Annotated in this window: 21 protein-coding genes; 16 read left to right on the top strand and 5 right to left on the bottom strand. The window is 62.2% G+C overall.

All coding sequences use genetic code 11. The features are described 5' to 3' along the window. The first annotated feature begins 161 nt into the window (after positions 1 to 161). Entirely contained in the window at positions 162 to 2972 is a 2811-nt protein-coding gene (locus ACE3QM_RS07920; protein WP_048411370.1) for a bifunctional diguanylate cyclase/phosphodiesterase, read from the top strand. A 22-nt stretch (positions 2973 to 2994) separates the two neighbouring features. On the opposite strand, the gene ACE3QM_RS07915 is transcribed toward ACE3QM_RS07920, so the two are convergent. Continuing rightward, positions 2995 to 3906: a LysR family transcriptional regulator gene (locus tag ACE3QM_RS07915; protein WP_231463544.1), complete on the bottom strand. Its 912-nt coding sequence runs from the start codon at positions 3904 to 3906 to the stop codon at positions 2995 to 2997. Between the two features lie 103 nt (positions 3907 to 4009). Here ACE3QM_RS07915 and ACE3QM_RS07910 point away from each other — a divergent pair, with 103 nt between their 5' ends. After that, entirely contained in the window at positions 4010 to 4999 is a 990-nt protein-coding gene (locus ACE3QM_RS07910; protein WP_374421332.1) for an aldo/keto reductase, read from the top strand. A gap of 142 nt (positions 5000 to 5141) precedes the next feature. Here the strand turns inward: ACE3QM_RS07910 and ACE3QM_RS07905 are convergent, their stop codons facing one another. Continuing rightward, entirely contained in the window at positions 5142 to 5615 is a 474-nt protein-coding gene (locus tag ACE3QM_RS07905) for a hypothetical protein (RefSeq protein ID WP_048411373.1), read from the bottom strand. Positions 5616 to 6183: 568 nt separating this feature from the next. Here ACE3QM_RS07905 and ACE3QM_RS07900 point away from each other — a divergent pair. Further along, positions 6184 to 6516, top strand: a complete 333-nt coding sequence (locus ACE3QM_RS07900; protein WP_374421331.1) for a monooxygenase — start codon at positions 6184 to 6186, stop codon at positions 6514 to 6516. Between the two features lie 119 nt (positions 6517 to 6635). Here ACE3QM_RS07900 and lysS read toward each other — a convergent pair whose 3' ends face one another. The 3 genes from lysS to ACE3QM_RS07885 all read right to left on the bottom strand — a co-directional run bounded on the left by lysS (position 6636) and on the right by ACE3QM_RS07885 (position 10419). Further along, complete coding sequence (lysS, locus tag ACE3QM_RS07895; protein ID WP_374421330.1) at positions 6636 to 8141, bottom strand: lysine--tRNA ligase; 1506 nt, start codon at positions 8139 to 8141, stop codon at positions 6636 to 6638. Between the two features lie 76 nt (positions 8142 to 8217). After that, positions 8218 to 9322, bottom strand: a protein-coding gene (gene prfB, locus ACE3QM_RS07890) for a peptide chain release factor 2 (protein ID WP_231463557.1) whose coding sequence is annotated in 2 segments (ribosomal slippage) — positions 8218 to 9240 and positions 9242 to 9322 — 1104 coding nt in all. Because the reading frame shifts where the segments join, the coding sequence is not laid out codon by codon here. 116 nt (positions 9323 to 9438) lie between these two features. After that, complete coding sequence (locus ACE3QM_RS07885) at positions 9439 to 10419, bottom strand: malate dehydrogenase (RefSeq protein WP_374421329.1); 981 nt, start codon at positions 10417 to 10419, stop codon at positions 9439 to 9441. 210 nt (positions 10420 to 10629) lie between these two features. Between ACE3QM_RS07885 and ACE3QM_RS07880 the strand changes: the two genes are divergently transcribed. From ACE3QM_RS07880 to ACE3QM_RS07820, 13 genes are all read left to right on the top strand, one after another. Beyond that, complete coding sequence (locus ACE3QM_RS07880; protein WP_048411377.1) at positions 10630 to 11364, top strand: GntR family transcriptional regulator; 735 nt, start codon at positions 10630 to 10632, stop codon at positions 11362 to 11364. Between the two features lie 236 nt (positions 11365 to 11600). Beyond that, a complete protein-coding gene (sdhC, locus tag ACE3QM_RS07875) occupies positions 11601 to 11975 on the top strand; it encodes a succinate dehydrogenase, cytochrome b556 subunit (RefSeq protein ID WP_048411378.1) in 375 nt (124 codons plus the stop codon). Then, a complete protein-coding gene (gene sdhD, locus ACE3QM_RS07870; protein WP_231463553.1) occupies positions 11969 to 12313 on the top strand; it encodes a succinate dehydrogenase, hydrophobic membrane anchor protein in 345 nt (114 codons plus the stop codon). Before sdhC ends, sdhD begins: the two co-directional genes overlap by 7 nt. Further along, on the top strand, positions 12313 to 14085 hold the full coding sequence (sdhA, locus tag ACE3QM_RS07865; protein ID WP_048411380.1) for a succinate dehydrogenase flavoprotein subunit: 1773 nt from the start codon (positions 12313 to 12315) through the stop codon (positions 14083 to 14085). The genes sdhD and sdhA overlap by 1 nt, the downstream gene beginning before the upstream one ends. A 13-nt stretch (positions 14086 to 14098) precedes the next feature. Beyond that, the gene (locus ACE3QM_RS07860; RefSeq protein ID WP_048411381.1) at positions 14099 to 14809 is read left to right on the top strand and encodes a succinate dehydrogenase iron-sulfur subunit; all 711 of its coding nucleotides are present in this window, start codon (positions 14099 to 14101) and stop codon (positions 14807 to 14809) included. Further along, a complete protein-coding gene (locus ACE3QM_RS07855) occupies positions 14806 to 15054 on the top strand; it encodes a succinate dehydrogenase assembly factor 2 (RefSeq protein ID WP_048411382.1) in 249 nt (82 codons plus the stop codon). The genes ACE3QM_RS07860 and ACE3QM_RS07855 overlap by 4 nt, the downstream gene beginning before the upstream one ends. Before the next feature lie 53 nt (positions 15055 to 15107). Next, on the top strand, positions 15108 to 16400 hold the full coding sequence (gene gltA / locus ACE3QM_RS07850) for a citrate synthase (protein ID WP_048411383.1): 1293 nt from the start codon (positions 15108 to 15110) through the stop codon (positions 16398 to 16400). A gap of 198 nt (positions 16401 to 16598) precedes the next feature. Beyond that, on the top strand, positions 16599 to 19427 hold the full coding sequence (locus tag ACE3QM_RS07845) for a 2-oxoglutarate dehydrogenase E1 component (RefSeq protein WP_048411384.1): 2829 nt from the start codon (positions 16599 to 16601) through the stop codon (positions 19425 to 19427). Between the two features lie 52 nt (positions 19428 to 19479). Next, positions 19480 to 20712: a 2-oxoglutarate dehydrogenase complex dihydrolipoyllysine-residue succinyltransferase gene (gene odhB / locus ACE3QM_RS07840; protein WP_374421328.1), complete on the top strand. Its 1233-nt coding sequence runs from the start codon at positions 19480 to 19482 to the stop codon at positions 20710 to 20712. 54 nt (positions 20713 to 20766) lie between these two features. Next, positions 20767 to 20949, top strand: a complete 183-nt coding sequence (locus tag ACE3QM_RS07835; RefSeq protein WP_048411385.1) for a hypothetical protein — start codon at positions 20767 to 20769, stop codon at positions 20947 to 20949. Between the two features lie 49 nt (positions 20950 to 20998). Continuing rightward, on the top strand, positions 20999 to 22432 hold the full coding sequence (gene lpdA / locus ACE3QM_RS07830; RefSeq protein WP_048411386.1) for a dihydrolipoyl dehydrogenase: 1434 nt from the start codon (positions 20999 to 21001) through the stop codon (positions 22430 to 22432). Positions 22433 to 22631: 199 nt separating this feature from the next. Further along, entirely contained in the window at positions 22632 to 23804 is a 1173-nt protein-coding gene (sucC, locus tag ACE3QM_RS07825) for an ADP-forming succinate--CoA ligase subunit beta (protein ID WP_048411387.1), read from the top strand. Between the two features lie 27 nt (positions 23805 to 23831). Beyond that, positions 23832 to 24307 (top strand): CoA-binding protein (locus ACE3QM_RS07820; RefSeq protein ID WP_374421326.1); only part of this gene is annotated, 476 nt, incomplete at its 3' end.

Raw genomic sequence — 24307 nt, 5'->3', positions numbered from 1 at the left:
GCAGACGCAAGGCTTGTTTCAACCGGGCTTGACATCGCGATGACTAGTGAATATTCCAGCATTTTGCGGTGATTATCCGGTGTATACTTTTGAAAATATGAACAACTGACGCATGGGCTCAAATTGCCTGCGGCTAATGGCGAGCGATAATAAACGCAAACATGGCACACCACGCTGACGATAAATCCACAGCCAGTACCGGCCTTTCCCTCAGGGCTGTCTTTCTCATCGCCGTGGTGCTGGGCTTGCTGATTCCCGCGTCCATCATTAGCTATCTTAGCTTCAATATTCAACGGGACGCGCTGACCGCGCAATTGGAAACCGACCAGAAGCGCTTGCTGGACATCGTGGCGCTGGGCATGCAGGAGCCCTTGTGGAACCTGAGCCGCCAGGCCGGCAATCCGCTGATCGCCTCGGTGATGGAAGATGCCCGCGTGGTGTCCATCCGCGTCACCGATACCCAGTCCAATCAGATCTTCCTGTCCTCGGTGCGCGCCGAGCGCCGCATCGGCAGCGTGTCCTTCGTGGAAAAGCCGGTGATTTACCGCGGCGAGGAAATCGGCCAGGTGACGCTGGAATTCGACAATGAACACCTCGCGATCGCGCTCAATAATCAGATCAAGAACATCTTGATGATTCTGGTGGCGCAGCTGGTGTTGTCCATCCTGCTGATCATGAGCATTCTGCATTCGCGCTTCCTCAGCCCGATGAAGGCGCTGACCGAGCAGGCGCGGCTGCTGGCGGAGTTGAAGCTGGACCGGCCATTTGAATGGCAGCGCCGCGATGAGATCGGCCACCTGGGCAAACACCTGGAATGGACGCGCGCCGAGCTCAAGCGCTTGCTGGACGAGTTGCGCGCCAAGACCCTGGCGCTGGAGGCGGATATTTCCCGCCGCCGCGAGGTGGAGGACGCGCTGCGCCGTTCCGAGAACAAATACCGCGAGTTGTTCTGGTCCAACCTCGACGGCATCGTGATCAGCTCCTTGGACGGCCAGGTGATAGACGCCAATCCGGCCTTCCTCAATCTGATGTGCTATAGCCTGGACCAGCTCAAGCTACAGAATTTCTGGACCCTGGTGGGACAGGAGAGCGAGGCGCTGGAGCGCTTCAATCTGGACAACAAGGTGCTGCGCTTCGGCTATTGCGACGAGTTCGAGGCCACTTACATCAACCGCTTCGGCAATCCGGTGCCGGTCAGCGTCAAGACCGTGGCGATGCGCGATGCCTTCGGACGCATCAACGCGGTATGGCGCATGGTGCGCGACATCTCCGAGAAGCGCGCGGCGGAGGAGAGGGTGCAACTGGCGGCCAAGGTGTTCGAGAACACCGTGGAAGGCATCATGATCACCGATGCCGACAAGCGCATCCGCAGCGTCAACCGCGCCTTCACCGAAATCACCGGCTATACCCAGCACGAGGTATTGGGGCAGAAGACCAGCGTCTTGTCCTCCGGCCGTCACGACCAGCCGTTCTATGAGCAGATGTGGCAGTCGATCGCCGACCACGGCTCCTGGCAAGGCGAATTGTGGAACCGCCGCAAGAACGGCGAAGTGTTCCCCGAGTGGCTGGCGATCAACGCGGTGCGCAACAGCCTGGGTGAAGTCACCCATTACGTGGCCATCTTCAGCGACCTGACCGAACGCAAGGCCGCCGACGAGCGCATCCAGTTCCTCGCGCATTTCGACGTGCTGACCAGCCTGCCCAACCGCGTGCACATGCAGGACCGGGTGGAACTGGCGATCCACAACGCCGGCCGCGATAATGAGCGGCTGGCCTTGCTGCTGCTGGACCTGGACCGCTTCAAGACCGTCAACGAGTCGCTGGGCCATACCGCTGGCGACACCCTGCTGCAAGTGGCGGCGGATCGCATTAAGGGGGTATTGGGGCCGGGCGAGATGCTGGCGCGCCAGGGCGGCGACGAATTCATCGTATTGTTGCCGGTGATTTCAGATCCCGGCGAAGCGGCGTTGGCGGCGGAGCGCATCCGCGATGCCTTCTCCGCCTCCATCGAGCTGCATAACCATGTGATCACCATCACGCCGTCGATAGGCATCAGCGTCTACCCGGACGACGGCCGCGATTACGAAACCCTGGTGCGCAACGCCGACGCGGCGATGTATCACGCCAAATCCTCCGGTCGCAACAGCTACAAGTTCTACACCGCCGACCTCAATGCCCGCGCCCGTGAAATCCTGGCGATTGAAAGCCAGCTGCGCTTCGCGCTGGAGCGCGAGGAATTCGTGCTGCATTACCAGCCGCAAGTGGAAATGGCCAGCGGCCGCATCATCGGCGCGGAGGCGCTGATCCGCTGGAACCATCCATCGTTGGGCGTGCTGGGGCCGGTGCGCTTCATCGAGGTGGCGGAGGAGCGTGGCTTCATCGTGCAGATCGGCAATTGGGTGATAGGCGAGGCCACGCGCCAACTGGCGGCCTGGCGCAGCCAGGGCCTGCCGGAGCTGACGCTGGCCATCAATCTGTCCGCGCTGCAGTTCCGCCAGTCCGACCTGGCGGATCAGATCACCTCGGCGCTGGCCGTCAATGGCTTGCCCGGCCATGCGCTGGACATCGAGGTGACCGAAAGCGTGGTGATGGAAGACGCGCAAGCCACCATCCAGGCGATAGACAATATGAAGAATATGGGCTTGAAGCTGTCGATCGACGACTTCGGCACCGGCTATTCCAGCTTGTCCTATCTGAAGCGTTTCAAGGCGGACAAGCTGAAGATCGACCGCTCCTTCGTGCGTGACATTCCGCACGACGCCGACGATACCGCCATTGCCCGCGCCATCATCAATATGGCCAAGAACCTGAACATGAAAGTGGTGGCGGAAGGGGTGGAGACGATAGAGCAATGGCACTTCCTGCAGCGCGAGGGCTGCGAATACGTGCAAGGCTATCTGATTGCCCGGCCGCTGCCGGCGGACGAGTTCGTCAAACTGTTGGCACAGGACAGCCTGCTGCCGCAGGAATAAGGCCGGCCGCGCGCCATGCGCCTCATCCGCCGCGCTGTGCCGCGGCGGCTTGTCTCAGATAGTCGATGAATACCCGCAGCTTGGCCGGCTGATGCAGATGGTGCGGGTAATACAGGTAAAACGCCTCAGCCGGAGGCATCCATTCCTCCAATACCGCGTTCAGGCGGCCATCCGCCAGATAGGGCTGGGCCATGGGTTGTGGCAGATACGCCAGCCCCAGTCCAGCCTGCGCGACGTGCAGCGCCGCCAGGCTGTCGTTGGCGGTCAGCGGTCCTTGCACCGCCGCCTCCAGCGGCCGGCCGGCCTCGACGAACTGCCAACGATACACCTGGCCGCTACCGGAGAAACGGTAGCGCAGGCAGTCATGCTGCTGCAGCTGGGCCGGATGGGCGGGAACGCCCCTGGCTTGCAGATAACCGGGGCTGGCCACCACGCAAAAGCGGATGGGCGGGCTGACCGCTACCGCCTGCATGTCCTGCTGCAGGCTTTCGCCAAAACGCAGCCCTGCGTCCAGACCGTGGGCGACGATATCCACCAGGCTGTTGTTCACATCCAGCTCCAGCTTCACTTGCGGATAAGCGCGCATAAAGCCCGGCAATAGCGGATACAGCAGCAGGGCGGCAGCGGTGTGAGGCAGCGTCAGTTTCAGCGTGCCGCTGGCCTGGCCCTGCCATTGGCGCGCATCGTCGAGCGCGCCGTCCAGTTGTTCCAGCAAGGGTGTTACCCGTGCCAGCAGCGCCTGGCCGGCTTCGGTCAGGCCCACCCGGCGAGTGGTGCGGTTCAACAGGCGCACGCCCAGTTGCGCTTCCAGTTGGCGCAGCGTCTGGCTCAGCGCCGAAGCGCTGATCTCCAGCTGCGCGGCGGCGCGGGTGAAGCTGCCGTGCCGGGCGATCAGGCGGAAGGCTTGCAAGGCATGCAGTGAGGCTTGGCTCATTATGAAGATTTTCTACGTAATGAATACAGATTAAGCCCATTTTTCCGTGGGAGGCAAGCGTCTATGCTTCAGGCATCTTCTCCGACCACCAAGGATGACTGACATGAAGCAACGCATGCTGGGCCGTAACGGCCCTTCCGTTTCCGCGCTGGGCCTGGGCTGCATGGGCATGAGCGCTTTCTACGGCGCGCACGACGACGCCGAATCGCTGCGCACGCTCAATCACGCGCTGGATCGCGGCGTCAATCTGCTGGACACCGCCGATATGTACGGCCCTTACCGCAATGAGGAATTGCTGGCGCAGCTGCTGAAGTCACGCCGTAGCGAGGTGGTGCTGGCGACCAAGTTCGGCATCGTGATGGACTCGGTTAATCCGGCGGCACGTGGCGTCAACGGCCGGCCGGAATACGTGCGCAGCAGCTGCGAAGGCAGTCTCAAGCGGCTGGGCGTCGATGTCATCGATCTCTACTACCAGCACCGGGTCGATCCAGAGGTGCCGATAGAAGATACCGTGGGCGCGATGGCGGAGCTGGTTCGCGCCGGCAAGGTCCGTTATCTGGGCCTGTCCGAGGCCGCGCCCGACACCTTGCGCCGCGCGCACGCGGTCCATCCCATTCATGCGCTGCAAAGCGAGTATTCCTTGTGGACACGAGACCCGGAGCAGCAGGCGCTGGCCTTGTGTCGGGAGCTGGGTGTCGGTTTCGTCGCTTACAGCCCGCTGGGGCGTGGTTTCTTGACCGGAGCGATCAGGAGCCCGGACGACTTCGACGCCGATGACTACCGGCGCGGCAGCCCGCGCTTTCAGGGCGACAATTTCCAGCGCAATCTGGCGCTGGTGGACAGGGTGAAGGCGCTGGCCGCGGACAAGGGCTGCAGCCCGGCGCAATTGGCGCTGGCCTGGGTGCTGGCGCATGGCGAGCATATCGTCGCGATACCCGGCGCGCGCCGGCAGCGCAATCTGGATGACAATCTGGGGGCTTTGGAGCTGAGTCTGAGCCCGGCGGAGTTGGCGGCTATCGACGCGGTGTTTCCGCCGGACGCGGTCAGCGGGCTTCGCTATGCCGAAACCGTGATGGCCATGGTGCAGTGCTGAGCGCGCGAGGCCCCGCCGCAGAGACGGGGCCGCCGCCGGGTTGGGCGCGAGTTCACGATCATGGGGCGAGGCAAGGCCTTGCGGTTGAAGACGCGCTCACCCCGTCACATCTGACGACGCGCAGCGGATCGTGAACCGGCTCTTAGTGGTCGCGCCGCCAGTCCTGGCGATCCCGCTCATGGTCGTGGCCATGGTCGTGCTCGTCATGCCAGTCGCGGTGATCGCGATCCTTGTCGTGGTTCTTGTCGCGGCCCTTATCGCGCTCATGTTCATGGCCGCGGTGGATGTCCTGGTAATGCGGCACATAGACCCGTTGGTACCAGTCGTCGCGGACGAAGTAGACCGGCCGGCCACAGGCGTTGTAGCGGCCGCAGTAGCGGCCCCATTGCTTGATATGCCCAGGCGGCACGCGCAGATAGATCGGCGCGATGGCCACGGGGGCGGGCTGGATGATCACCGGCTGCGGCGAGATCAGTTCCGGCACCGGAAAGCCGCCGATATTCAGCTGGCCGTAAAAGCCGGGCTCTCCGACACTGATGGATACGCCGGCCTGGGCCGGCATGGCGCTGAGCCAGGCGGAGGCGCTGAGCGCAGCGAAGACGAATAAGCGTTTCATGGCAATGTCCTTTTGTAGTACAAGCGAGTGTTGTACTGCCAATATCGTCCATCACTATTGCGCATGCGCGAATTTCAACAGATGAATTATGTATATTGTTGGCGGGAAAGGGGGTTTTGCAAACAAACGCAAAAACTTTCCGATCTTGACGGCGCGCGAGAGCGAAAAGCCCGATGATCCATTGGAGGAGCCCCTGCATTTCCCCTGTTTGAGGAGGTGGCGCGCTGCCCAGGTCTCAAACACCTCTTAAGAACCTGTTTACGATCTCGCGAGCTAAGAGCCTGTTCAAAGTCTCGCGAGCAAGGGCGAGACAAGGCGAAAACGAGCGAAAAAGCGGAATGTACACGTGGTACATGAGCATTTTGAGCTTGGTTTCAACGCCGTATCGCCGAAGCGCAGCAGACTTTGAACAGGTTCTAAGGTGAGACAAGGTGAAAACGGCTGAGAAAGCGGAGTGTACATACGGTACATGAGCATTTCGAAGCCGGTTTCAACGCCCATTTCTATCCATCCCGCCGATGCGCAGCAGACTATGAACAGGTTCTTACGTCCTACAGGAAACGCTTTCATGCAAAAACTTCTGCAAGTCCACTTCGATTTCTCCGGACCTTTCGGGGAGGCCATGAGCAGCCAGTTGCGGGAGCTGGCGGCATCCATCAATCAGGAGCCCGGTTTCATTTGGAAAATATGGACGGAGAATCAGGATAGGCGAGAGGCTGGCGGCATCTATCTGTTTGCCAGCGAAGAAACGGCGCAAGCTTATCTGCGCATGCACAGCGCCAGACTGAAGGCCTTGGGCGTTTCCGAGGTGAGCGGCCGGATTTTTGATGTGAACGTGGCGCTCAGCGAGCTCAACCATGCGGGCTTTGCGCGCGGGCCGGAGCCGCTTGGGGCTGAGTAGCCGAGAGCTCGTGCCGAGGTCCTTGTCTGCGTTTGAAAAGCAGGGTACGGCAGAGGGAGAAAAGATAAAGCCGCCCGCCGAAAGGCGGGCGGCTTTATCGTGCCGGAGGCTTTAGGCGCTTATTCCGGACGCATTTGCGGGAACAGAATGACGTCGCGGATGGACGGCGCGTCGGTCAGCAGCATCACCAGGCGGTCGATGCCGATGCCGCAGCCGCCGGTCGGCGGCAGGCCGTATTCCATCGCGCGGATGTAGTCGGCGTCGTAGTGCATCGCTTCGTCGTCGCCGGCGTCCTTCTGCGCCACCTGGGACAGGAAGCGCGCGGCCTGGTCTTCCGGATCGTTCAACTCGGAGTAGCCGTTGGCGTGCTCGCGGCCGACGATGAACAGTTCGAAGCGCTCGGTCAGGCCCGGCTTGCTGTCGGAACCGCGCGCCAGCGGCGACACTTCCACCGGGTAGTCGATGATGAAGGTCGGGTTCCACAGCAGGCTTTCGGCGCACTCTTCAAACAGCGCCAGTTGCAGGCTGCCCAGGCCAGGCGCCGGCGGCAGCTTGCCGCCCAGGCGCTTGATCTCGCCGGCCACCCAGGCCGCGTCGTCCAGTTGCTCGTCGCTGTATTGCGGGTTGTAGTGCTTGATCGCGCCGACGATGGTGAAGCGATCGAAGGGCTTGCCCAGGTCCACTTCCTTGCCTTGATAGCTGACGGTGGTGGAGCCGCAGGACACCAGCGCGCATTCGCGGATGATGGTTTCGGTCATCTCCATCATGCGCTGGTAGTCGCTGTAGGCCTCGTAGAATTCGATCATGGTGAACTCGGGGTTGTGGCGCGTGCTCATCCCCTCGTTGCGGAAGTTGCGGTTGATCTCGAACACACGCTCCAGGCCGCCGACCACCAGGCGCTTCAGGTACAGCTCAGGCGCGATGCGCAGGTACAGGGGCATGTCCAGCGCATTGTGGTGGGTGACGAAAGGCTTGGCCGCGGCGCCGCCCGGGATCGGGTGCATCATCGGGGTTTCCACTTCCAGATAGCCTTCGCCCACCATCACGTCGCGCACCTTCTGGATGATCTTGGAGCGCTTGATGAAGGTCTGGCGGCTGTCCTCGTTCATGATCAGGTCGGCGTAGCGCTGACGGTACTTGGTTTCCTGATCGGTGATGCCGTGGAATTTCTCCGGCAGCGGGCGGATGTTCTTGGACAGCAGGCGCACTTCGCTGGCCTGTACCGTCAGTTCGCCGGTCTTGGTCTTGAACAGCACGCCCTTGATGGCGACGATGTCGCCCAGGTCCCAGTGCTTGAACTCGCCGTGCTGTTCTTCGCCCACGCCGTCATTGGAGATATAGGCCTGGATGCGACCGCTGCCGTCTTGCAGCGTGGCGAAGCTGGCCTTGCCCATCACACGTTTCAACATCATGCGGCCGGCGACGGCAACCTCGATCTTTTCGGCTTCCAGCGCTTCCTTTTCCTTGCCGGCGTGCGCGTCCTGCAGGACTTGCGCGAAGTGGCTGCGCTTGAAGTCGTTGGGGAAGGCGATGCGCTGTTCGCGGATGCTCTTCAGCTTTTGGCGGCGTTCCGCCATGATCTGGTTTTCGTCCTGGCTGGGCGATGCTTGCTCGTGTTCAGACATGTTCACTCCGTAGTTCAATGCAATGGCTGTTGGCCGCCGCGCGGGCGACGGCGGCCGGGTTAAGCGGGTTTTAGGTTCAAACGCCCTGTTTCAGGCTGGCTTCGATAAAGCCGTCCAGGTCGCCATCCATGACGCCCTTGATATTGCCCACTTCGTAGCTGGTGCGCAGGTCCTTGATGCGGGACTGGTCGAAGACGTAGGAGCGGATCTGGTGGCCCCAGCCCACATCGGTCTTGGTGTCTTCCAGCGCCTGCTTGGCCTCGTTGCGCTTTTTCAGTTCCAGCTCGTACAGTTTGGCGCGCAGCATCTGCATCGCTTCGTCGCGGTTGCGGTGCTGGGAGCGGTCGTTCTGGCACTGCACCACGATCCCGGTGGGATTGTGGGTGATGCGCACGGCGGAGTCGGTCTTGTTGATGTGCTGACCGCCAGCGCCGGAGGCGCGGTAGGTGTCGACGCGCAGATCGGCCGGATTGATGTCGATCTCGAAGCTGTCGTCCACTTCCGGATAGACGAAGACCGAGGAGAAGGAGGTGTGGCGACGCGCGTTGGAGTCGAACGGCGACACTCGCACCAGGCGGTGCACGCCCACTTCCGAGCGCAGCAGGCCATAGGCGTATTCGCCGCTGATCTTCAGCGTGGCGCTGGTGATGCCGGCCACTTCGCCTTCGGACTCTTCCAGCACTTCCACGCTGAAGCCCTTGCGTTCGGCGTAGCGGATATACATGCGCAGCAGCATGCCGGCCCAGTCCTGGGCCTCGGTGCCGCCGGCGCCGGCCTGGATGTCCAGGAAGCAGTTGTTCGGGTCCATCGGGTCGTGGAACATCCGGCGGAATTCCAGCTGCGCGAGCTTGGCTTCGGCGGTTTCCAGGTCGGCCTGCACGGCCAGGATGGTGTCGTCGTCGTTTTCGGCGCGGCCCATTTCGAACAGCTCGGCGCTATCGCCGACCATGGCGCTGATCTCGTCGATCACCAGCACCACGTCTTCCAGCTGTTTGCGCTCGCGGCCCAGTTCCTGGGCGCGCTTGGGGTCATTCCAGATATCCGGGTCTTCGGTCAGGCGGGATACTTCTTCCAGACGGTCTTTTTTACCGTCGTAGTCAAAGATACCCCCGGATGTCGGCGCCACGGGTGGCCAGGTCGTCTATCTTGGCCGCGATTTGGTTCAGTACTTCGACTTCAATCATGCTCAACTCCAAATGGCAGTCTGTTAAATATAGGCAGTCGGGAAATCGGGTCTTGATCAAAGACAAAAAAGCGCACCGTAAGGTGCGCTTTTGCTGAAAAGACTTGGGATGGATCAGCCAAACAGGTGAGCGATGGCGGCGCGCTCTTCTTCCAGTTCGGCCAGGGTGAAGTTCATCCGCTCGCGGCTGAATTCGTCGATTTCCAGACCTTGCACAATCTTGTATTCGCCATTTTCGCATACAACCGGGAAGCCGTACATCACGCCTTCCGGGATGCCGTAGGAACCGTCGGACGGAATGCCCATGGTCACCCATTTGCCCTGGCTGCCCAGCACCCAGTCATGCACATGGTCGATGGCGGCGTTGGCGGCGGAGGCGGCGGAAGACAGGCCGCGCGCTTCGATGATGGCGGCGCCGCGCTTACCCACGGTGGGCAGGAATACATCGCGGTTCCAGGCTTCGTCATTGATCATGGCCTTGACCGGCTGGCCATCAATGCTGGCGAAGCGGTAGTCGGCGTACATGGTCGGCGAGTGGTTGCCCCATACCGCCAGCTTTTCGATGGCGGCCACCGGCTTGCCGGTCTTGGCGGCGATCTGGGACAGCGCGCGGTTGTGGTCAAGACGCAACATGGCGGTGAAGTTTTTCGGATTCAGGTCCGGAGCGGACTTCATCGCGATCCAGGCGTTGGTGTTGGCCGGGTTGCCCACCACCAGCACTTTCACGTCGCGGGCGGCGTGGTCGTTCAGCGCCTTGCCTTGCACGGTGAAGATGGCGCCGTTGGCTTCCAGCAAGTCCTTGCGTTCCATGCCCTTGCTGCGCGGACGGGCGCCCACCAGCAGCGCGACCTTGACGTCCTTGAAGGCATCGTTCGGATCGTCGGTGGCGACCATGCCGGCCAGCAGCGGGAAGGCACAGTCTTCGAGTTCCATCATCACGCCCTTGAGCGCGGTCTGGGCTTGCGGCAGGTCCAGCAATTGCAGGATGACAGGCTGGTCCTTGCCGAGCATTTCGCCACTGGCAATGCGGAACAGCAGGCTGTAGCCGATCTGGCCGGCTGCGCCGGTAACGGCAACGCGAACGGGAGCTTTCATTGGCGGACTCTCCTTTGATGTATCCGATAATGATGATAGGCAGATATTGCTCTGCAGCATTGAATGCTTTTGTGCGGCTGAGTGTATCACGGAGTATAGCCAATGTGGGGGTGTAATCCTCATCAGAAAAGCTGATAGCCGCTTCAAAGTCTTATGTCTTATATAAGACTTGTATTTACGCTTGATTTGTTTGGTGATACAACAGAGAACATGACAGATCGACCGCTGCGTAGACAGCCGCTGTACAGCCAGATTCGGCAGTTGCTGCAACGCAGGATTGGTGATGGCGAGTGGCAGGAAAATGATGCGCTGCCCAGCGAATGGGAGCTGGCCGCCGAACTGGGCGCAAGCCAGGGCACGGTGCGCAAGGCCTTGAGCGAGCTGGTGGCCGACGGCCTGCTGTATCGCGAGCAGGGCAAGGGCACTTTCGTGGCGCCGGCGCCCAGCGAGTGGGGCGATGGCCTGATGCTGACGCCGGGCCTGTTCAATGAGCAGCCGGATGATCTGGCGCGAGAATTTCTGGGTATTTCCCGCGGCAATGCCAGCGATGATATGGCGGCGGCGTTGCGGATGCGGCGCGCGGCGCCTTTACTGAGAGTTCGGCAGCTGTGGCGCTGGCACGGTATTCCGGTGGCAGTGGACGAGGCCTTTCTGCCGGCGGATGAGTTCGATGGACTGGACGCGCGCTGGCTGCGCGGTTCGTCCGGCGTGTACCAGGCGCTGCAGCAGCGTTTCGGCATCCGCCTGAAGGTGTTGTGCGAGCAGTTTCGCGCGGTGATGCTGCCGCGCGAGGAGAGCGCGCTGCTGGGCGTGACCGGCATGGTGGCCGAGGTACCGGCTTTGAGCCTGGTGCGTATTTCCGGCTCCATGGATGGAGCGCCGCTGGAGTGGCGGCAACGTTATTGTCTGACCCACAATTGGGCCTATACCGCCCGCCGAGCTTGAAGCGGCGGGCTTTTGAAGCAGTATCGCCAGACTGGCGCGCGGCAAAAAACGGGCCGCGGCCGGTCTAGTTTTGCTAGAATCCCCGGGTCATATTGCACCGCGATATTCCTGGTGCGGCATGAGCGGTAATGATGGGCATCCAGCCATAACAACAACGGAGCCCCTCAAGCGGGCGGTCTCGAAGCGGACCGTCTGTTGTGTAACCTCTTGGTTCTAAAAACATCCAAGGAAGCCATATGCAGAAGCAACGTCCAAAGCACCTGGATCTGGCCAAGATCAGATTGCCGATTCCCGGCATCGTCTCGATCTTGCACCGGATCAGCGGTGTTGCGCTGTTCTTTTCTCTCCCACTGTTGATTTACCTGCTGCACGGTTCGCTGAGTTCGGCCGAATCGTTCGAAACCTACCGCGCCGTGGTCGGCCACCCGCTGATGAAGCTGGTGCTGCTGGGCCTGTTGTGGGCTTATATGCACCACTTCTGTGCCGGTATCCGTTTCCTGTTCCTTGATATTCACAAGGGCCTCGAATTGCAAACCGCCCGCGCCACCGCCAAGACCGTCGTGGCCGTCAGCCTGGCGCTGACCGTGGTTCTGGGAGTCGCTCTATGGTAAATCGCAATGTCGTCGGCGCCGGCTATGGCCTGCGCGATTGGATTATGCAGCGCGTGACCGCGGTGATCATGCTGATCTATACCGTGGCTTTGGCTTTGTTCCTGCTGACCATGCCGTCCGGCTACGAAGGCTGGAAAGCGTTCTTCGGCCAGGTCTGGGTGCAGGTGCTGACCCAAGTGACCCTGACCGCGTTGTTCCTGCACGTCTGGGTGGGCATCCGCGACCTGTGGATGGATTACGTGAAGCCGGCGGGCACCCGTCTGGCGCTGCATGTGTTCACCATCGTCTGGCTGGTTTCCTGTTTTATCTATTCCGTTAAAGTGGTCTGGGGGCTGTAATGGGTATTCCTGTTCGTCATTTCGACGCCGTTATCGTTGGGGCAGGCGGAGCAGGCATGCGCGCGGCCCTGCAATTGTCCGAGGCCGGCCTGAAGACAGCGGTGCTGTCCAAGGTGTTCCCGACCCGTTCCCACACCGTGGCTGCCCAGGGCGGCGTGTCCGCTTCGCTCGGCAACTCCGAGGAAGATCATTGGCACTGGCATATGTACGACACCGTCAAGGGGTCGGACTGGCTGGGCGACCAGGACGCCATCGAATTCATGTGCCGCGAAGCGCCCAAGGTGGTGGTGGAGCTGGAGCACTTCGGCATGCCGTTCGACCGTAATGCCGACGGCACCATCTACCAGCGCCCGTTCGGCGGCCATATGTCGAATTTCGGCGAGAAGCCGGTGCGCCGCGCCTGCGCCGCCGCCGACCGCACCGGTCACGCCATGCTGCACGCGCTGTACCAGCGCAATGTGCGCGCCAACACCCATTTCTTCGTTGAATGGATGGCGCTGGATCTGATCCGCGATGCCGAAGGCAATGTCCAGGGTGTGATCGCCATGGAAATGGAAACCTCGGAAATCGTCGTGTTCCAGGCCAAGGCCACCTTGTTCGCCACCGGCGGCGCCGGTCGCATCTTCTCCTCGTCCACCAATGCCTTCATCAATACCGGCGACGGCCTGGGCATGGCCTCCCGCGCCGGCATCCCGCTGGAAGACATGGAGTTCTGGCAGTTCCACCCGACCGGCGTGGCCGGCGCCGGCGTGTTGATCACCGAAGGCGTGCGCGGCGAAGGCGGCATTCTGCGCAATGCGCAGGGCGAGCGCTTCATGGAGCGCTACGCGCCCAACGCCAAGGACCTGGCGTCCCGCGACGTGGTGTCGCGCGCGATGGTGACCGAGATCAACGAAGGCCGCGGCTGTGGCCCGAACAAGGATCACGTGCTGTTGGACATCACCCACCTGGATCCGGAAGTGATCATGTCCAAGTTGCCGGGCATCCGCGAGATCTCGATCAAGTTCGCCGGCGTGGACCCGATCAAGGCCCCGATTCCGGTGGTGCCGACCTGCCATTACCAGATGGGCGGCATTCCCACCAACTACCACGGCGAAGTGGTGGTGCATGGCGAAAAAGTGCAGGGCTTCTACGCCGCTGGCGAATGCGCGTGCGCGTCGGTGCACGGCGCCAACCGCCTGGGCACCAACTCGCTGCTGGACTTGCTGGTATTCGGCAAGAGCTCGGCCAACTCAATGATCGAGTACATCAAGCAGCATCCGGAGGATCTGCCGGAACTGGCGCTGGCCGATGTCGAGCGCTCCGTCGCCCGCGTCGAGCGCCTGAACACTCAGACCGGCGGCGTGCAAGTCAATGACGCGCGCGAGGCGATGCAGCGCACCATGCAGGCGCACTGCGGCGTGTTCCGCTTCAAGGACATGCTGGCCGAAGGCGTGGAGAAGATTCTGGAAGTGGAGAAGATGGTGCAGCGTACCGAAATCTCCGACAAGTCCAATGTCTTCAACACCGCCCGCATCGAGGCGCTGGAGTTGGAGAACCTGATCGAAGTGGCCAAGGCCACGATGATCTCGGCGAATGCCCGCACCGAGAGCCGTGGCGCCCATGTGCGCGACGATGCCAAGGACACCGAGGAAACCCCGAACGGCCGCGACGACAAGAACTGGCTGAAGCACACGCTGTGGTATCGCGAAGCCAACCGTCTGGACTACAAGCCGGTCAATCTGAAGCCGCTGTCGGTCGATACGATCGCGCTGAAGACCCGCTCCTACTAAGGGTGCCATCAAGATGACTACCGAAACCGTCAAATTCCGCATCTACCGCTACAACCCGGAAACCGATGCCAAGCCGTATATGCAGGACATCAGCGTGGACATGAACTCCACCGAGCACAAGCTCTTGGACGCGCTGGTCAAGCTGAAGGTGAAGGACGACACGCTGAGCTTCCGCCGCTCCTGCCGCGAAGGCGTGTGCGGTTCCGACGCGATGAACATCAACGGCAAGAACGGTCTGGCCTGCCTGACCGACTTCCGTGATCTGAAACAGCCGATCGAGCTGCGTCCGCTGCCGGGCCTGCCGGTGGTCCGCGATCTGATCGTGGACATGACCCAGTTCTTCAAGCAGTACCACTCGATCAAGCCCTATGTGGTCAACGACACGCCGCCGCCGGAACGCGAACGCAAGCAGTCGCCGGAAGACCGCAAGGAGCTGGATGGTTTGTACGAGTGCATCCTGTGCGCGTGCTGCTCGACCTCCTGCCCGTCGTTCTGGTGGAACCCGGACAAGTTCGTCGGTCCGGCCGGCTTGTTGGCCGCCTATCGCTTCATCGCGGATACCCGCGACGAAGCCACCAAGGAGCGCCTGGACAACCTGGAAGACCCGTATCGTCTGTTCCGCTGCCACACCATCATGAACTGCGTGGACGTGTGTCCTAAGGGCCTGAACCCGACCAAGGCGATTGGCAAGATCAAGGACCTGATGGTCAAGCGTGCAGTATGAGCGCCTACGATCCGATTGAACTCAAGCGGATCCGTTGGCGGTCGCGGCGGGGCTTGCTGGAACTGGACCTGGTGCTGGAGAAATTCTTCGCCGGTCCCTTCGATCAGCTGACCCCCGTCGAGATTGAGGCTTATCGGCGGTTGCTGGATTTGCCCGATACCGATTTTCTGGATGTCGTCAGCGGCAAGGCCGATCTGGACGATCCGGAAGAAATGGCCATCGTGGCGATCCTCCGCTCGCTCTGACGGCTGTGCATCACCCCAATTACAACGACCATAAACCGACTGGGAGTATTGCTGTGGAAACTGATCGCAAAGTAACGCTCACATACAACGAGGGTAAGGACACTCTGGATCTGCCGGTCCAGAGTGGCACTTTGGGGCCGGATGTTGTCGACATCCGCACCTTTTCCAAAACCGGCATGTTCACGTTTGACCCGGGTTTCCTGGCCACCGCCAGCTGCGAGTCCGGCATCACCTTCATCGACGGCGACCTGGGCCAGCTCTACTACCGCGGCTACCCGATCGAGCAGCTCGCCGAGAAGAGCGACTATCTGGAAGTCTGCTACCTGCTGCTGAACGGCGAACTGCCGACCGCGGCGCAGCGCAAGGACTTCGAGCGGGGCATCATGCGTCATAATATGCTGCATGATCAGCTGATGAGCCTGTTCAAGGGCTTCCGCCGCGACGCGCACCCGATGGCGGTGATGGTGGGCGTGGTGGGCGCGCTGTCCGCCTTCTACCATGACTCGCTGGACATCTCCAATCCTGAGCATCGCCGCATTTCCGCGCATCGCCTGGTGGCCAAGCTGCCGACCATCGCCGCGCAAGCTTACCGCTACAACAAGGGCCTGCCGTTCTCCTACCCGAAAAACGGCCTGACCTACGCGGAAAACTTCCTGCACATGATGTTCTCCACTCCGTGCGAAGAGTACAAGGTGAACCCGGTGCTGGCGCGCGCGCTGGACCGCATCTTCACCCTGCACGCCGACCACGAGCAGAACGCCTCCACCTCCACCGTGCGTCTGGCCGGCTCTTCCGGCGCCAACCCGTTCGCGTGTATCGCCGCCGGCATCGCCTGCCTGTGGGGCCCGTCCCATGGCGGCGCCAACGAAGCCGTGCTGAAGATGCTGGACGAGATCGGCAGCGTGGAGAACGTGGCCGACTTCATGCAGGGCGTGAAGGACAAGCGTTACAAGCTGATGGGCTTCGGCCACCGCGTGTACAAGAACATGGACCCGCGCGCCTCCATCATGAAGCAGACCTGCGACGAAGTGCTGAACGAGCTGGGCCTGCACAACGATCCCAAGTTCAAGCTGGCGATGGAACTGGAAAAGATCGCGCTGTCCGATCCCTACTTCATCGAGCGCAAGCTGTACCCGAACGTGGACTTCTACTCCGGCATCGTGTTGTCGGCGATCGGCATCCCGGTGTCGATGTTCACCCCGATCTTCGCGCTGGCCCGCACCGTGGGCTGGATCGCTCACTGGAGCGAAATGATCTCCGACCCGGCGATGAAGATCGGCCGCCCGCGCCAGTTGTACACCGGCGCTCCGCGCCGAGACTTCACTGCGGTGGAGAAACGCAAGTAAGCAGGAACGAGGGTTGGCTGGAGCAGGGCTTCAGCCAGCCTTTTTTTCCGGCCCGAAGCCAGGGCCGGTCAAGGGCAGAATGTTATGGGAAGCACAACAACAAGTTTTTCCGATAGCGTTTTCCCCATGCAGCAACAGGGAGTTCGCGCCAGGGCGTAGCTGGCCGGATTCCGCACAGAAACGACAAAGGGTAGCCCCATGATGCAATCCATGTACAGCCATTCTTACCTGTTCGGTGGGAATGCACCGTTCATCGAGGAGCTGTACGAACAGTACCTCGCTGACGCCAATTCCGTTCCGAATGAGTGGCGCGACTATTTCGACAAGCTGGCGCAAGCGCCCGGCGCTGCCGAACGCGATGTGCCGCACATGCCGATCCAGGAATCCTTCATTCAGCTGGCCAAGAAGCCGGCCGCCGGCCAGCGCGCCAGCAGCGGGGCGGAATGGGAGACCATGCAAAAGCAGGTGGGGGTGCTGAAACTGATTTCCGCCTACCGCGTGCTGGGCAGCCGCCAGGCCAACCTGGACCCCTTGAAGCGCATGGATCAGGAACTGGTGCGCGAACTGGACCCGGCTACCCACGGCCTGACCGGCGCCGACATGGCGGTGCAATTCAACGCCGGCTCGCTGGTGGGCCCGCAGAAAATGCCGCTGTCCGACATTCTGGCGCGCCTGAAGCAGACCTACTGCGGCAATATCGGCGTCGAGTACATGCACATCACCAAGTCGGATGAAAAGCATTGGGTGCAAAAACGCTTCGAGGGCGATCTGTCCACGCCGCGTTACGACGCGGCCAAGAAGCAGCGCATCCTGAAGCAGATCACCGCCGCCGAGACGCTGGAACGCTATCTGCACACCAAATACGTCGGCCAGAAGCGCTTCTCGCTGGAAGGCGGCGAATCCGCCATCGCCGCGCTGGATCACCTGATCCAGAACGCCACCGGCCAGGGTGTGCAGGAACTGATCATCGGCATGGCCCACCGCGGCCGTCTGAACGTGCTGGTCAACACCCTGGGCAAGCTGCCGCGCGATCTGTTCGCCGAATTCGAAGGCAAGGCCGCCCAGCAAATGGCCTCCGGCGACGTGAAGTACCACATGGGCTTCTCCTCCGACATCCCGACCGCCGACGGTCCGATGCACGTGTCGCTGGCGTTCAACCCCTCGCACCTGGAAATCGTCAACCCGGTGGTGGAAGGCTCGGTGCGCGCGCGTCAGGAACGCCGCAAGGACGCGGAACGCAAGACCGCGGTGCCGGTATTGATCCACGGCGACTCCGCCTTCGGCGGCCTGGGCGTCAACCAGGGCACTTTCAACCTGTCGCAGACCCGCGGCTACGGCACCGGTGGCACGATACACATCGTGATCAACAACCAAGTGGGCTTCACTACCTCGGATACCCGCGACATCCGCTCCACCATGTATTGCACCGATGTGGCCAAGATGATCGAAGCGCCGATCTTCCACGTCAACGGCGATGATCCGGAAGCCGTCTGCTATGTGATGCAGGCCGCGCTGGACTACCGGATGACCTTCAAGAAGGACGTGGTCATCGATCTGGTGTGCTATCGCAAACTGGGCCACAACGAGGGCGACGACCCGTTCCTGACCCAGCCGATGATGTACAAGAAGATCGCCAAGCATCAAGGCGTGCGCGCGATGTATGCCGAGCGCCTGGTGCAGGAAGGCGTGCTGAAGGCGGAAGAAACCGACGCGCAGATCCAGGCCTACCGCGACGCGCTGGACAAGGGCGAGCACGTAGAGCAGACCGCGCTGACCAATTACAAGCGCGAACACGCGCTGGACTTCAGCCAGTACCTGGGCACCCACTGGGCGCATCCGACCGACACCTCGCTGCCGCAGGCCGACATCCAGCGCCTGACCGACAAGTTCACCTCGCTGCCGGAAGGCTTCAAGCTGCACCCGACGGTGCAGAAAGTGCTGACCGCGCGCAAGGCGATGGCCGCCGGCGAGCAGAACGCGGACTGGGGCATGGCCGAGACCCTGGCTTACGCCAGCCTGGTGACCAACGGCTTCGGCGTGCGCCTGTCCGGCGAAGACTCCGGCCGCGGCACCTTCTCCCATCGCCATTCGGTGCTGCACGACCAGAACCGCGAGAGCTGGGACCAGGGCAGCTATGTGCCGCTGCGCAATATGTCCGACAACCAGGCCGATTTCCTGGTGATCGACTCCATCCTGAACGAAGAAGCGGTGCTGGCCTATGAGTACGGCTATGCCTGTTCCGCTCCGGATCAGCTGGTGATCTGGGAGGCCCAGTTCGGCGATTTCGCCAACGGCGCCCAGGTGGCCATCGACCAGTTCATTTCCTCCGGCGAGACCAAGTGGGGCCGTCTGTGCGGCCTGACCACCATCCTGCCGCACGGCTACGACGGCCAGGGCCCGGAACACTCGTCCGCGCGCCTGGAGCGTTGGCTGCAACTGTGCGCCGAGCACAATATGCAGGTGGTGATGCCGTCCGAAGCCTCGCAGATGTTCCACATGCTGCGTCGCCAGGTGCTGCGTCCGTACCGCAAGCCGCTGGTGATCTTCCTGTCCAAGCGCCTGCTGCGCTTCAAGGATTCGATGAGCCCGATCGAAGCGTTCACCAATGGCAGCTTCCGCCCGGTGATCGGTGACGCGGTGGTGCAGGATGCCAAGAAGGTCAAGCGCGTGCTGTTGTGCGCCGGCCAGGTGTATTACGACCTCGCCGCCGCCCGCAAGGAACGCGGTCTGGAGGACGATATCGCCATCGTGCGCATCGAGCAGCTGTATCCGTTCCCGACCGAGCAAGTGGCCGCCGAACTGGCGCGCTTCCCGCAGGCTCGCGAAGTGATGTGGGTGCAGGAAGAGCCGCGCAACCAGGGTGCCTGGTATCAGATCCGCCATCGTCTGGAAGGCCTGTTGGGCGCCAAGCAGTCGCTGTCCTTCGCCGGTCGTCCGTCGTCCGCTTCCCCGGCCGTAGGCTATATGAGCAAACACGTCGCCCAACTCAAGGCTTTCGTTGAAGAAGCCATGTCGGTCGCCAAATAACCACTGAATGAGTTCGAGGCAGCCGGAGGGCTGCCTCTACATGGAGAAGAACATGCTGATTGAAGTCACCGTCCCGCAACTGCCCGAGTCCGTATCCGAAGCCACGCTGATGAGCTGGCACAAGAAGGTTGGCCAAGCCGTCAGCCGCGACGAGAACCTGATCGACCTGGAAACCGACAAGGTGGTGCTGGAACTGCCGGCGCCCCAGGCAGGCGTGATCGTTGAAATCATCGTGGAAGACGGCGCCACCGTGGTGTCCGGCCAACTGATCGCCAAGATCGACACCGCCGCCAAGGCCGGTGACGTGGCTCCGGCCGCTGCAGCCGCTCCGGCTCCGGCAGCCGCCCCGGCGCCCGCCGCCGCTCCGGCTGGCGCCGCCGCCATGCCGTCCGCTGCCAAGCTGGCCGCCGAAACCGGCGTGGATCTGTCCAAGGTCGCCGGTTCCGGCCGCGACGGCCGCGTGCTGAAGGAAGACGTGCAGGCCGCCAAGCAAGCCGCTCCGGCCCAGGCCGGTCCGGTGATCGGTTCCGGCGCCGCGCTGTCCGCCACCCCGGCCGCGGTCAATGTCGCCGCCATCCTGTCCGACCGTCCGGAACAGAGCGTGCCGATGTCCCGTCTGCGCCAGCGCGTGGCCGAGCGTCTGATCCTGTCGCAGCAGACCAACGCCATCCTCACCACCTTCAATGAAGTGAACATGAAGCCGGTGATGGACCTGCGCGCCAAGTACAAGGATCGCTTCGAGAAGGAGCACGGCATCAAGCTGGGCTTCATGGGCTTCTTCGTCAAGGCCGTGGTCGCCGCGCTGAAGAAATACCCCATCGTCAACGCCTCGGTGGATGGCAACAACATCATCTATCACGGCTACTTCGACATCGGCGTGGCCGTGGGCAGCCCGCGCGGCCTGGTGGTGCCGGTGATCCGCAACGCCGACCAGCTGAGCCTGGCCGACATCGAGAAGCAGATCTCCGAATTCGGCAAGCGCGCGCAGGAAGGCAAGCTGACCGTGGAAGAACTGACCGGCGGCACCTACACCATCTCCAACGGCGGCACCTTCGGTTCGATGATGTCCACCCCGATCATCAACCCGCCGCAGTCCGCGATCCTGGGCATGCACGCCACCAAGGAGCGCGCCGTGGTTGAGAACGGTCAAGTGGTGGTGCGTCCGATGATGTATCTTGCCCAGTCCTACGACCACCGCATCATCGACGGCCGCGAAGCCGTGCTGAGCCTGGTGGCGATCAAGGACGCGATTGAAGATCCGGCCCGCCTGATCCTCGACTTGTAATCACCCGCGGCCGGGAGCGCGCTCCCGGCCTGTCTTGCGATGAATGGAGCTTGAATGCAGTTGCCCGACTGGTTTTACGGAATCGCCGCCATCCTGGCCGGCGTGGCCATAGGCTGGCTGACCTGGAAAAAACGCCGCAACGGCGTGCGCGAGGACCTGTACAGCCTGATCGGCAAAAGCATTCTCTGCCTGTTCATGATCGCATTCGGCATTCTGCTGCTGAAGGTCGGCAAATAGACCCGGCAGCCGGCGGGCCGCGCGCCCGCCACCGACCAAGGAAAACAAGATGAGCCAATCGTTTGATGTTGTGGTGATCGGCGGCGGTCCCGGCGGCTATGTGGCCGCCATCCGCGCCGCCCAGCTGGGTTTCAACACCGCCTGCGTGGACGCGTTCAAGAATCCGGAAGGCAAGCCGTCGCTGGGCGGCACCTGCCTGAACGTGGGTTGCATTCCGTCCAAGGCGCTGCTGCAGTCGTCGGAAAACTTCCATGCGGTGCAGCACGACTTCGCCAAGCACGGCATCAGCGTGTCCGGCGCCAAGATGGACGTGGCGCAGATGATTGCGCGCAAGAGCGACATCATCACCAAGAACGCCGCCGGCATCAATTTCCTGTTCAAGAAGAACAAGGTCGCCAACATCCACGGCCTGGCCGCCTTCAAGGGCCGCCAGGGCGACAAGTGGCTGATCGAAGTCAGCGACGGCGGCAAGGTGGTGGACACCCTGGAAGCCAGCCACGTGATCGTGGCCACCGGCTCCAGCCCGCGCGCGCTGCCGGGCCTGGCTACTGACAACAAGCTGGTGTTGGACAATGAAGGCGCGCTGGCGCTGACCGAGGTGCCCAAGCGCCTGGGCGTGATCGGCGCAGGCGTGATCGGCCTGGAAATGGGCTCGGTTTGGAAGCGTCTGGGCGCGGAAGTCACCATCCTGGAAGCGATGCCGACCTTCCTCGCCGCCGCGGATCAACAGATCGCCAAGGAAGCCTTCAAGACCCTGACCAAGGACACCGGCCTCGACATCAAGCTGGGCGTCAAGATCGGCGAAGTGAAGGCTGGCAAGAAGAGCGTCACCGTCAATTACGAACTGAACGGCGAAGCGGTCAAGGCCGAGTTCGACAAGCTGATCGTGTCCATCGGCCGCGTGCCCAACACCCAGGGCCTGGGCGCGGACGTGGTGGGCCTGCAGCTGGACGAGCGCGGTTTCGTGGTGGTGGACGATCACTGCCACGCCAATCTGCCCAATGTCTGGGCGATCGGCGACGTGGTGCGCGGCCCGATGCTGGCGCACAAGGCGTCGGAAGAGGGCGTGGCCGTGGCCGAGCGCATCGCCGGCCAGAAGCCGCACGTGGACTTCGGCGTGATTCCGTGGGTGATCTACACTTCGCCTGAAATCGCCTGGGTCGGCAAGACCGAAGAGCAGCTGAAAGCCGAGGGCGTCGAGTACAAGAAGGGCAGTTCCGGCTTTGGCGCCAACGGCCGCGCGCTGGGCCTGGGCCAGGCGCAAGGCACGGTCAAGATCCTGGCTTGCGCCAAGACCGACCGCATCCTGGGCCTGCACATGATAGGCCCGATGGTGTCCGAGCTGGTCAGCGAAGGCGTGGTGTCGATGGAGTTCAAGGCCGCCAGCGAAGACTTGGCGCGCATTGTCCACGCCCACCCGTCCTTGTCGGAAGTGATACACGAAGCGGCGCTGGCCGCAGACAAGCGCGCTTTGCACGGCTAAGCGTTGGCCGGGTCGTGTACAATCGCGCACGGCTCGGCAAAACGGCCCCCTCGGGGGCCGATTGACGGAGTATGCGGCGGCGGCGCGTAGCCTGGGGGGTAAGCGCCGCGCGCCAGATACATTCAAGGTTTACAAGCGACTCAAAGAAATTGGGCGTCGGCCTCGGCCCGCCATCCATTTCTCCGAAAGGAAACCATAGATGAACCTGCACGAATACCAAGCGAAAGAGCTGCTGGCCAAGTACGGCCTGCCGGTGCAACAGGGCATTCTGGCCGCTACGCCGGAAGAAGCCGCTGCCGCTTATGACAAACTGGGCGGCAAATTCGCCGTCGTCAAGGCCCAGGTGCATGCCGGCGGCCGCGGCAAGGCCGGTGGCGTGAAAGTGGTGAAAAGCCGCGAAGAAGCCGCCGAAGTGGCCAAGGGCCTGATCGGCAAGAACCTGGTGACCTACCAGACCGACGCGGCCGGCCAGCCGGTGAACAGCGTGCTGGTGTGCGAAGACATGTACCCGGTGCAGCGCGAGCTCTACCTGGGCGCCGTGGTTGACCGCGGCAGCCAGCGCGTGGTGTTCATGGTGTCCACCGAAGGCGGCGTGGAAATCGAGAAGGTCGCCGAGGAAACCCCGGAAAAGATCATCAAGATCGAGGTCGATCCGCTGGTGGGCATGCAGCCGTTCCAGGCCCGCGACGCCGCGTTCGCGCTGGAATTGAAGGGCGAGCAGGTTGCCGCCTTCACCAAGCTGATGCTGGGTTCTTACAAGGCCTTCGTTGAAAACGACTTCGCCCTGTTCGAAGTGAACCCGCTGGCGCTGCGCGAAAACGGCCAGCTGGCCTGCGTGGACGGCAAGATCAACCTGGATTCCAATGCGCTGTACCGTCACCCGGAACTGCTGGCGCAACGCGACAAGAGCCAGGAAAACGAACGCGAAGTGAAGGCTTCCGAGTTCGATCTGAACTACGTGGCGCTGGAAGGCAATATCGGCTGCATGGTGAACGGCGCCGGCCTGGCGATGGCCACCATGGACATCATCAAGCTGAAGGGCGGCCAGCCGGCCAACTTCCTGGACGTGGGCGGCGGCGCCACCAAGGAGCGCGTGATCGAGGCGTTCAAGCTGATCCTGGCCGATACCTCGGTGCAGGGCGTGCTGATCAACATCTTCGGCGGCATCGTGCGTTGCGACATGATCGCCGAGGCCATCATCGCCGCGGTGAAGGAAGTGAACGTGACCGTGCCGGTAGTGGTGCGTCTGGAAGGCAACAACGCCGAACTGGGCGCCAAGATCCTGGACGATTCCGGTCTGAAACTGACTTCCGCCCAGGGTCTGAACGACGCTGCCGAGAAGATCGTCGCCGCCGTCAAGGCCGCTGCCTGAGACCCGCACTGAGCTGAGGAATACAAAATGAGCGTATTGGTAAACAAAGACACCAAAGTGCTGGTGCAAGGCTTCACCGGCAAGAATGGCACTTTCCACGCCGAGCAGGCGCTGAAAGTGGGCACCAAGGTCGTAGGCGGCGTGACCCCGGGCAAGGGTGGTTCCGAGCACCTGGGCCTGCCGGTGTTCAACACCATGAAGGACGCCGTGCGTCAGACCCAGGCCGACGCCTCGGTGATCTACGTACCCGCGGCCTTCGCCAAGGATTCCATCCTGGAAGCCATCGACAGCGGCGTGAAGCTGATCGTCTGCATCACCGAAGGCGTGCCCACCCTGGACATGCTCTACGTGAAGAAGGCCGTCGACGAAGCCGGCATCCGCCTGATCGGCCCGAACTGCCCTGGCATCATCACCCCGGGCGAGTGCAAGATCGGCATCATGCCGTGGCACATCCACAACCCAGGCCGCATCGGCATCGTGTCCCGCTCCGGCACCCTGACCTA

The sequence above is a fragment of the Chromobacterium sp. genome, assembly GCF_041912965.1.
Classification (GTDB): domain Bacteria; phylum Pseudomonadota; class Gammaproteobacteria; order Burkholderiales; family Chromobacteriaceae; genus Chromobacterium; species Chromobacterium aquaticum.
Note: the sequence above shows the minus strand (reverse complement) of the source record. Positions and strands in the feature narration are given on the sequence as shown.

What these genes read in the sequence shown, in the direction of transcription:
- ACE3QM_RS07845 (WP_048411384.1), top strand. Translation starts at nt 16,599, where the DNA reads ATGATGCAATCCATGTACAGCCATTCTTACCTGTTCGGTGGGAATGCA.
- lysS (WP_374421330.1), bottom strand. Translation starts at nt 8,141, where the DNA reads ATGTCTGAACACGAGCAAGCATCGCCCAGCCAGGACGAAAACCAGATC.
- ACE3QM_RS07905 (WP_048411373.1), bottom strand. Translation starts at nt 5,615, where the DNA reads ATGAAACGCTTATTCGTCTTCGCTGCGCTCAGCGCCTCCGCCTGGCTC.
- sucC (WP_048411387.1), top strand. Translation starts at nt 22,632, where the DNA reads ATGAACCTGCACGAATACCAAGCGAAAGAGCTGCTGGCCAAGTACGGC.
- sdhA (WP_048411380.1), top strand. Translation starts at nt 12,313, where the DNA reads ATGGGTATTCCTGTTCGTCATTTCGACGCCGTTATCGTTGGGGCAGGC.
- ACE3QM_RS07855 (WP_048411382.1), top strand. Translation starts at nt 14,806, where the DNA reads ATGAGCGCCTACGATCCGATTGAACTCAAGCGGATCCGTTGGCGGTCG.
- ACE3QM_RS07910 (WP_374421332.1), top strand. Translation starts at nt 4,010, where the DNA reads ATGAAGCAACGCATGCTGGGCCGTAACGGCCCTTCCGTTTCCGCGCTG.
- ACE3QM_RS07900 (WP_374421331.1), top strand. Translation starts at nt 6,184, where the DNA reads ATGCAAAAACTTCTGCAAGTCCACTTCGATTTCTCCGGACCTTTCGGG.
- lpdA (WP_048411386.1), top strand. Translation starts at nt 20,999, where the DNA reads ATGAGCCAATCGTTTGATGTTGTGGTGATCGGCGGCGGTCCCGGCGGC.
- ACE3QM_RS07915 (WP_231463544.1), bottom strand. Translation starts at nt 3,906, where the DNA reads ATGAGCCAAGCCTCACTGCATGCCTTGCAAGCCTTCCGCCTGATCGCC.
- ACE3QM_RS07860 (WP_048411381.1), top strand. Translation starts at nt 14,099, where the DNA reads ATGACTACCGAAACCGTCAAATTCCGCATCTACCGCTACAACCCGGAA.
- ACE3QM_RS07880 (WP_048411377.1), top strand. Translation starts at nt 10,630, where the DNA reads ATGACAGATCGACCGCTGCGTAGACAGCCGCTGTACAGCCAGATTCGG.
- sdhD (WP_231463553.1), top strand. Translation starts at nt 11,969, where the DNA reads ATGGTAAATCGCAATGTCGTCGGCGCCGGCTATGGCCTGCGCGATTGG.
- ACE3QM_RS07835 (WP_048411385.1), top strand. Translation starts at nt 20,767, where the DNA reads ATGCAGTTGCCCGACTGGTTTTACGGAATCGCCGCCATCCTGGCCGGC.
- ACE3QM_RS07885 (WP_374421329.1), bottom strand. Translation starts at nt 10,419, where the DNA reads ATGAAAGCTCCCGTTCGCGTTGCCGTTACCGGCGCAGCCGGCCAGATC.
- odhB (WP_374421328.1), top strand. Translation starts at nt 19,480, where the DNA reads ATGCTGATTGAAGTCACCGTCCCGCAACTGCCCGAGTCCGTATCCGAA.
- ACE3QM_RS07920 (WP_048411370.1), top strand. Translation starts at nt 162, where the DNA reads ATGGCACACCACGCTGACGATAAATCCACAGCCAGTACCGGCCTTTCC.
- sdhC (WP_048411378.1), top strand. Translation starts at nt 11,601, where the DNA reads ATGCAGAAGCAACGTCCAAAGCACCTGGATCTGGCCAAGATCAGATTG.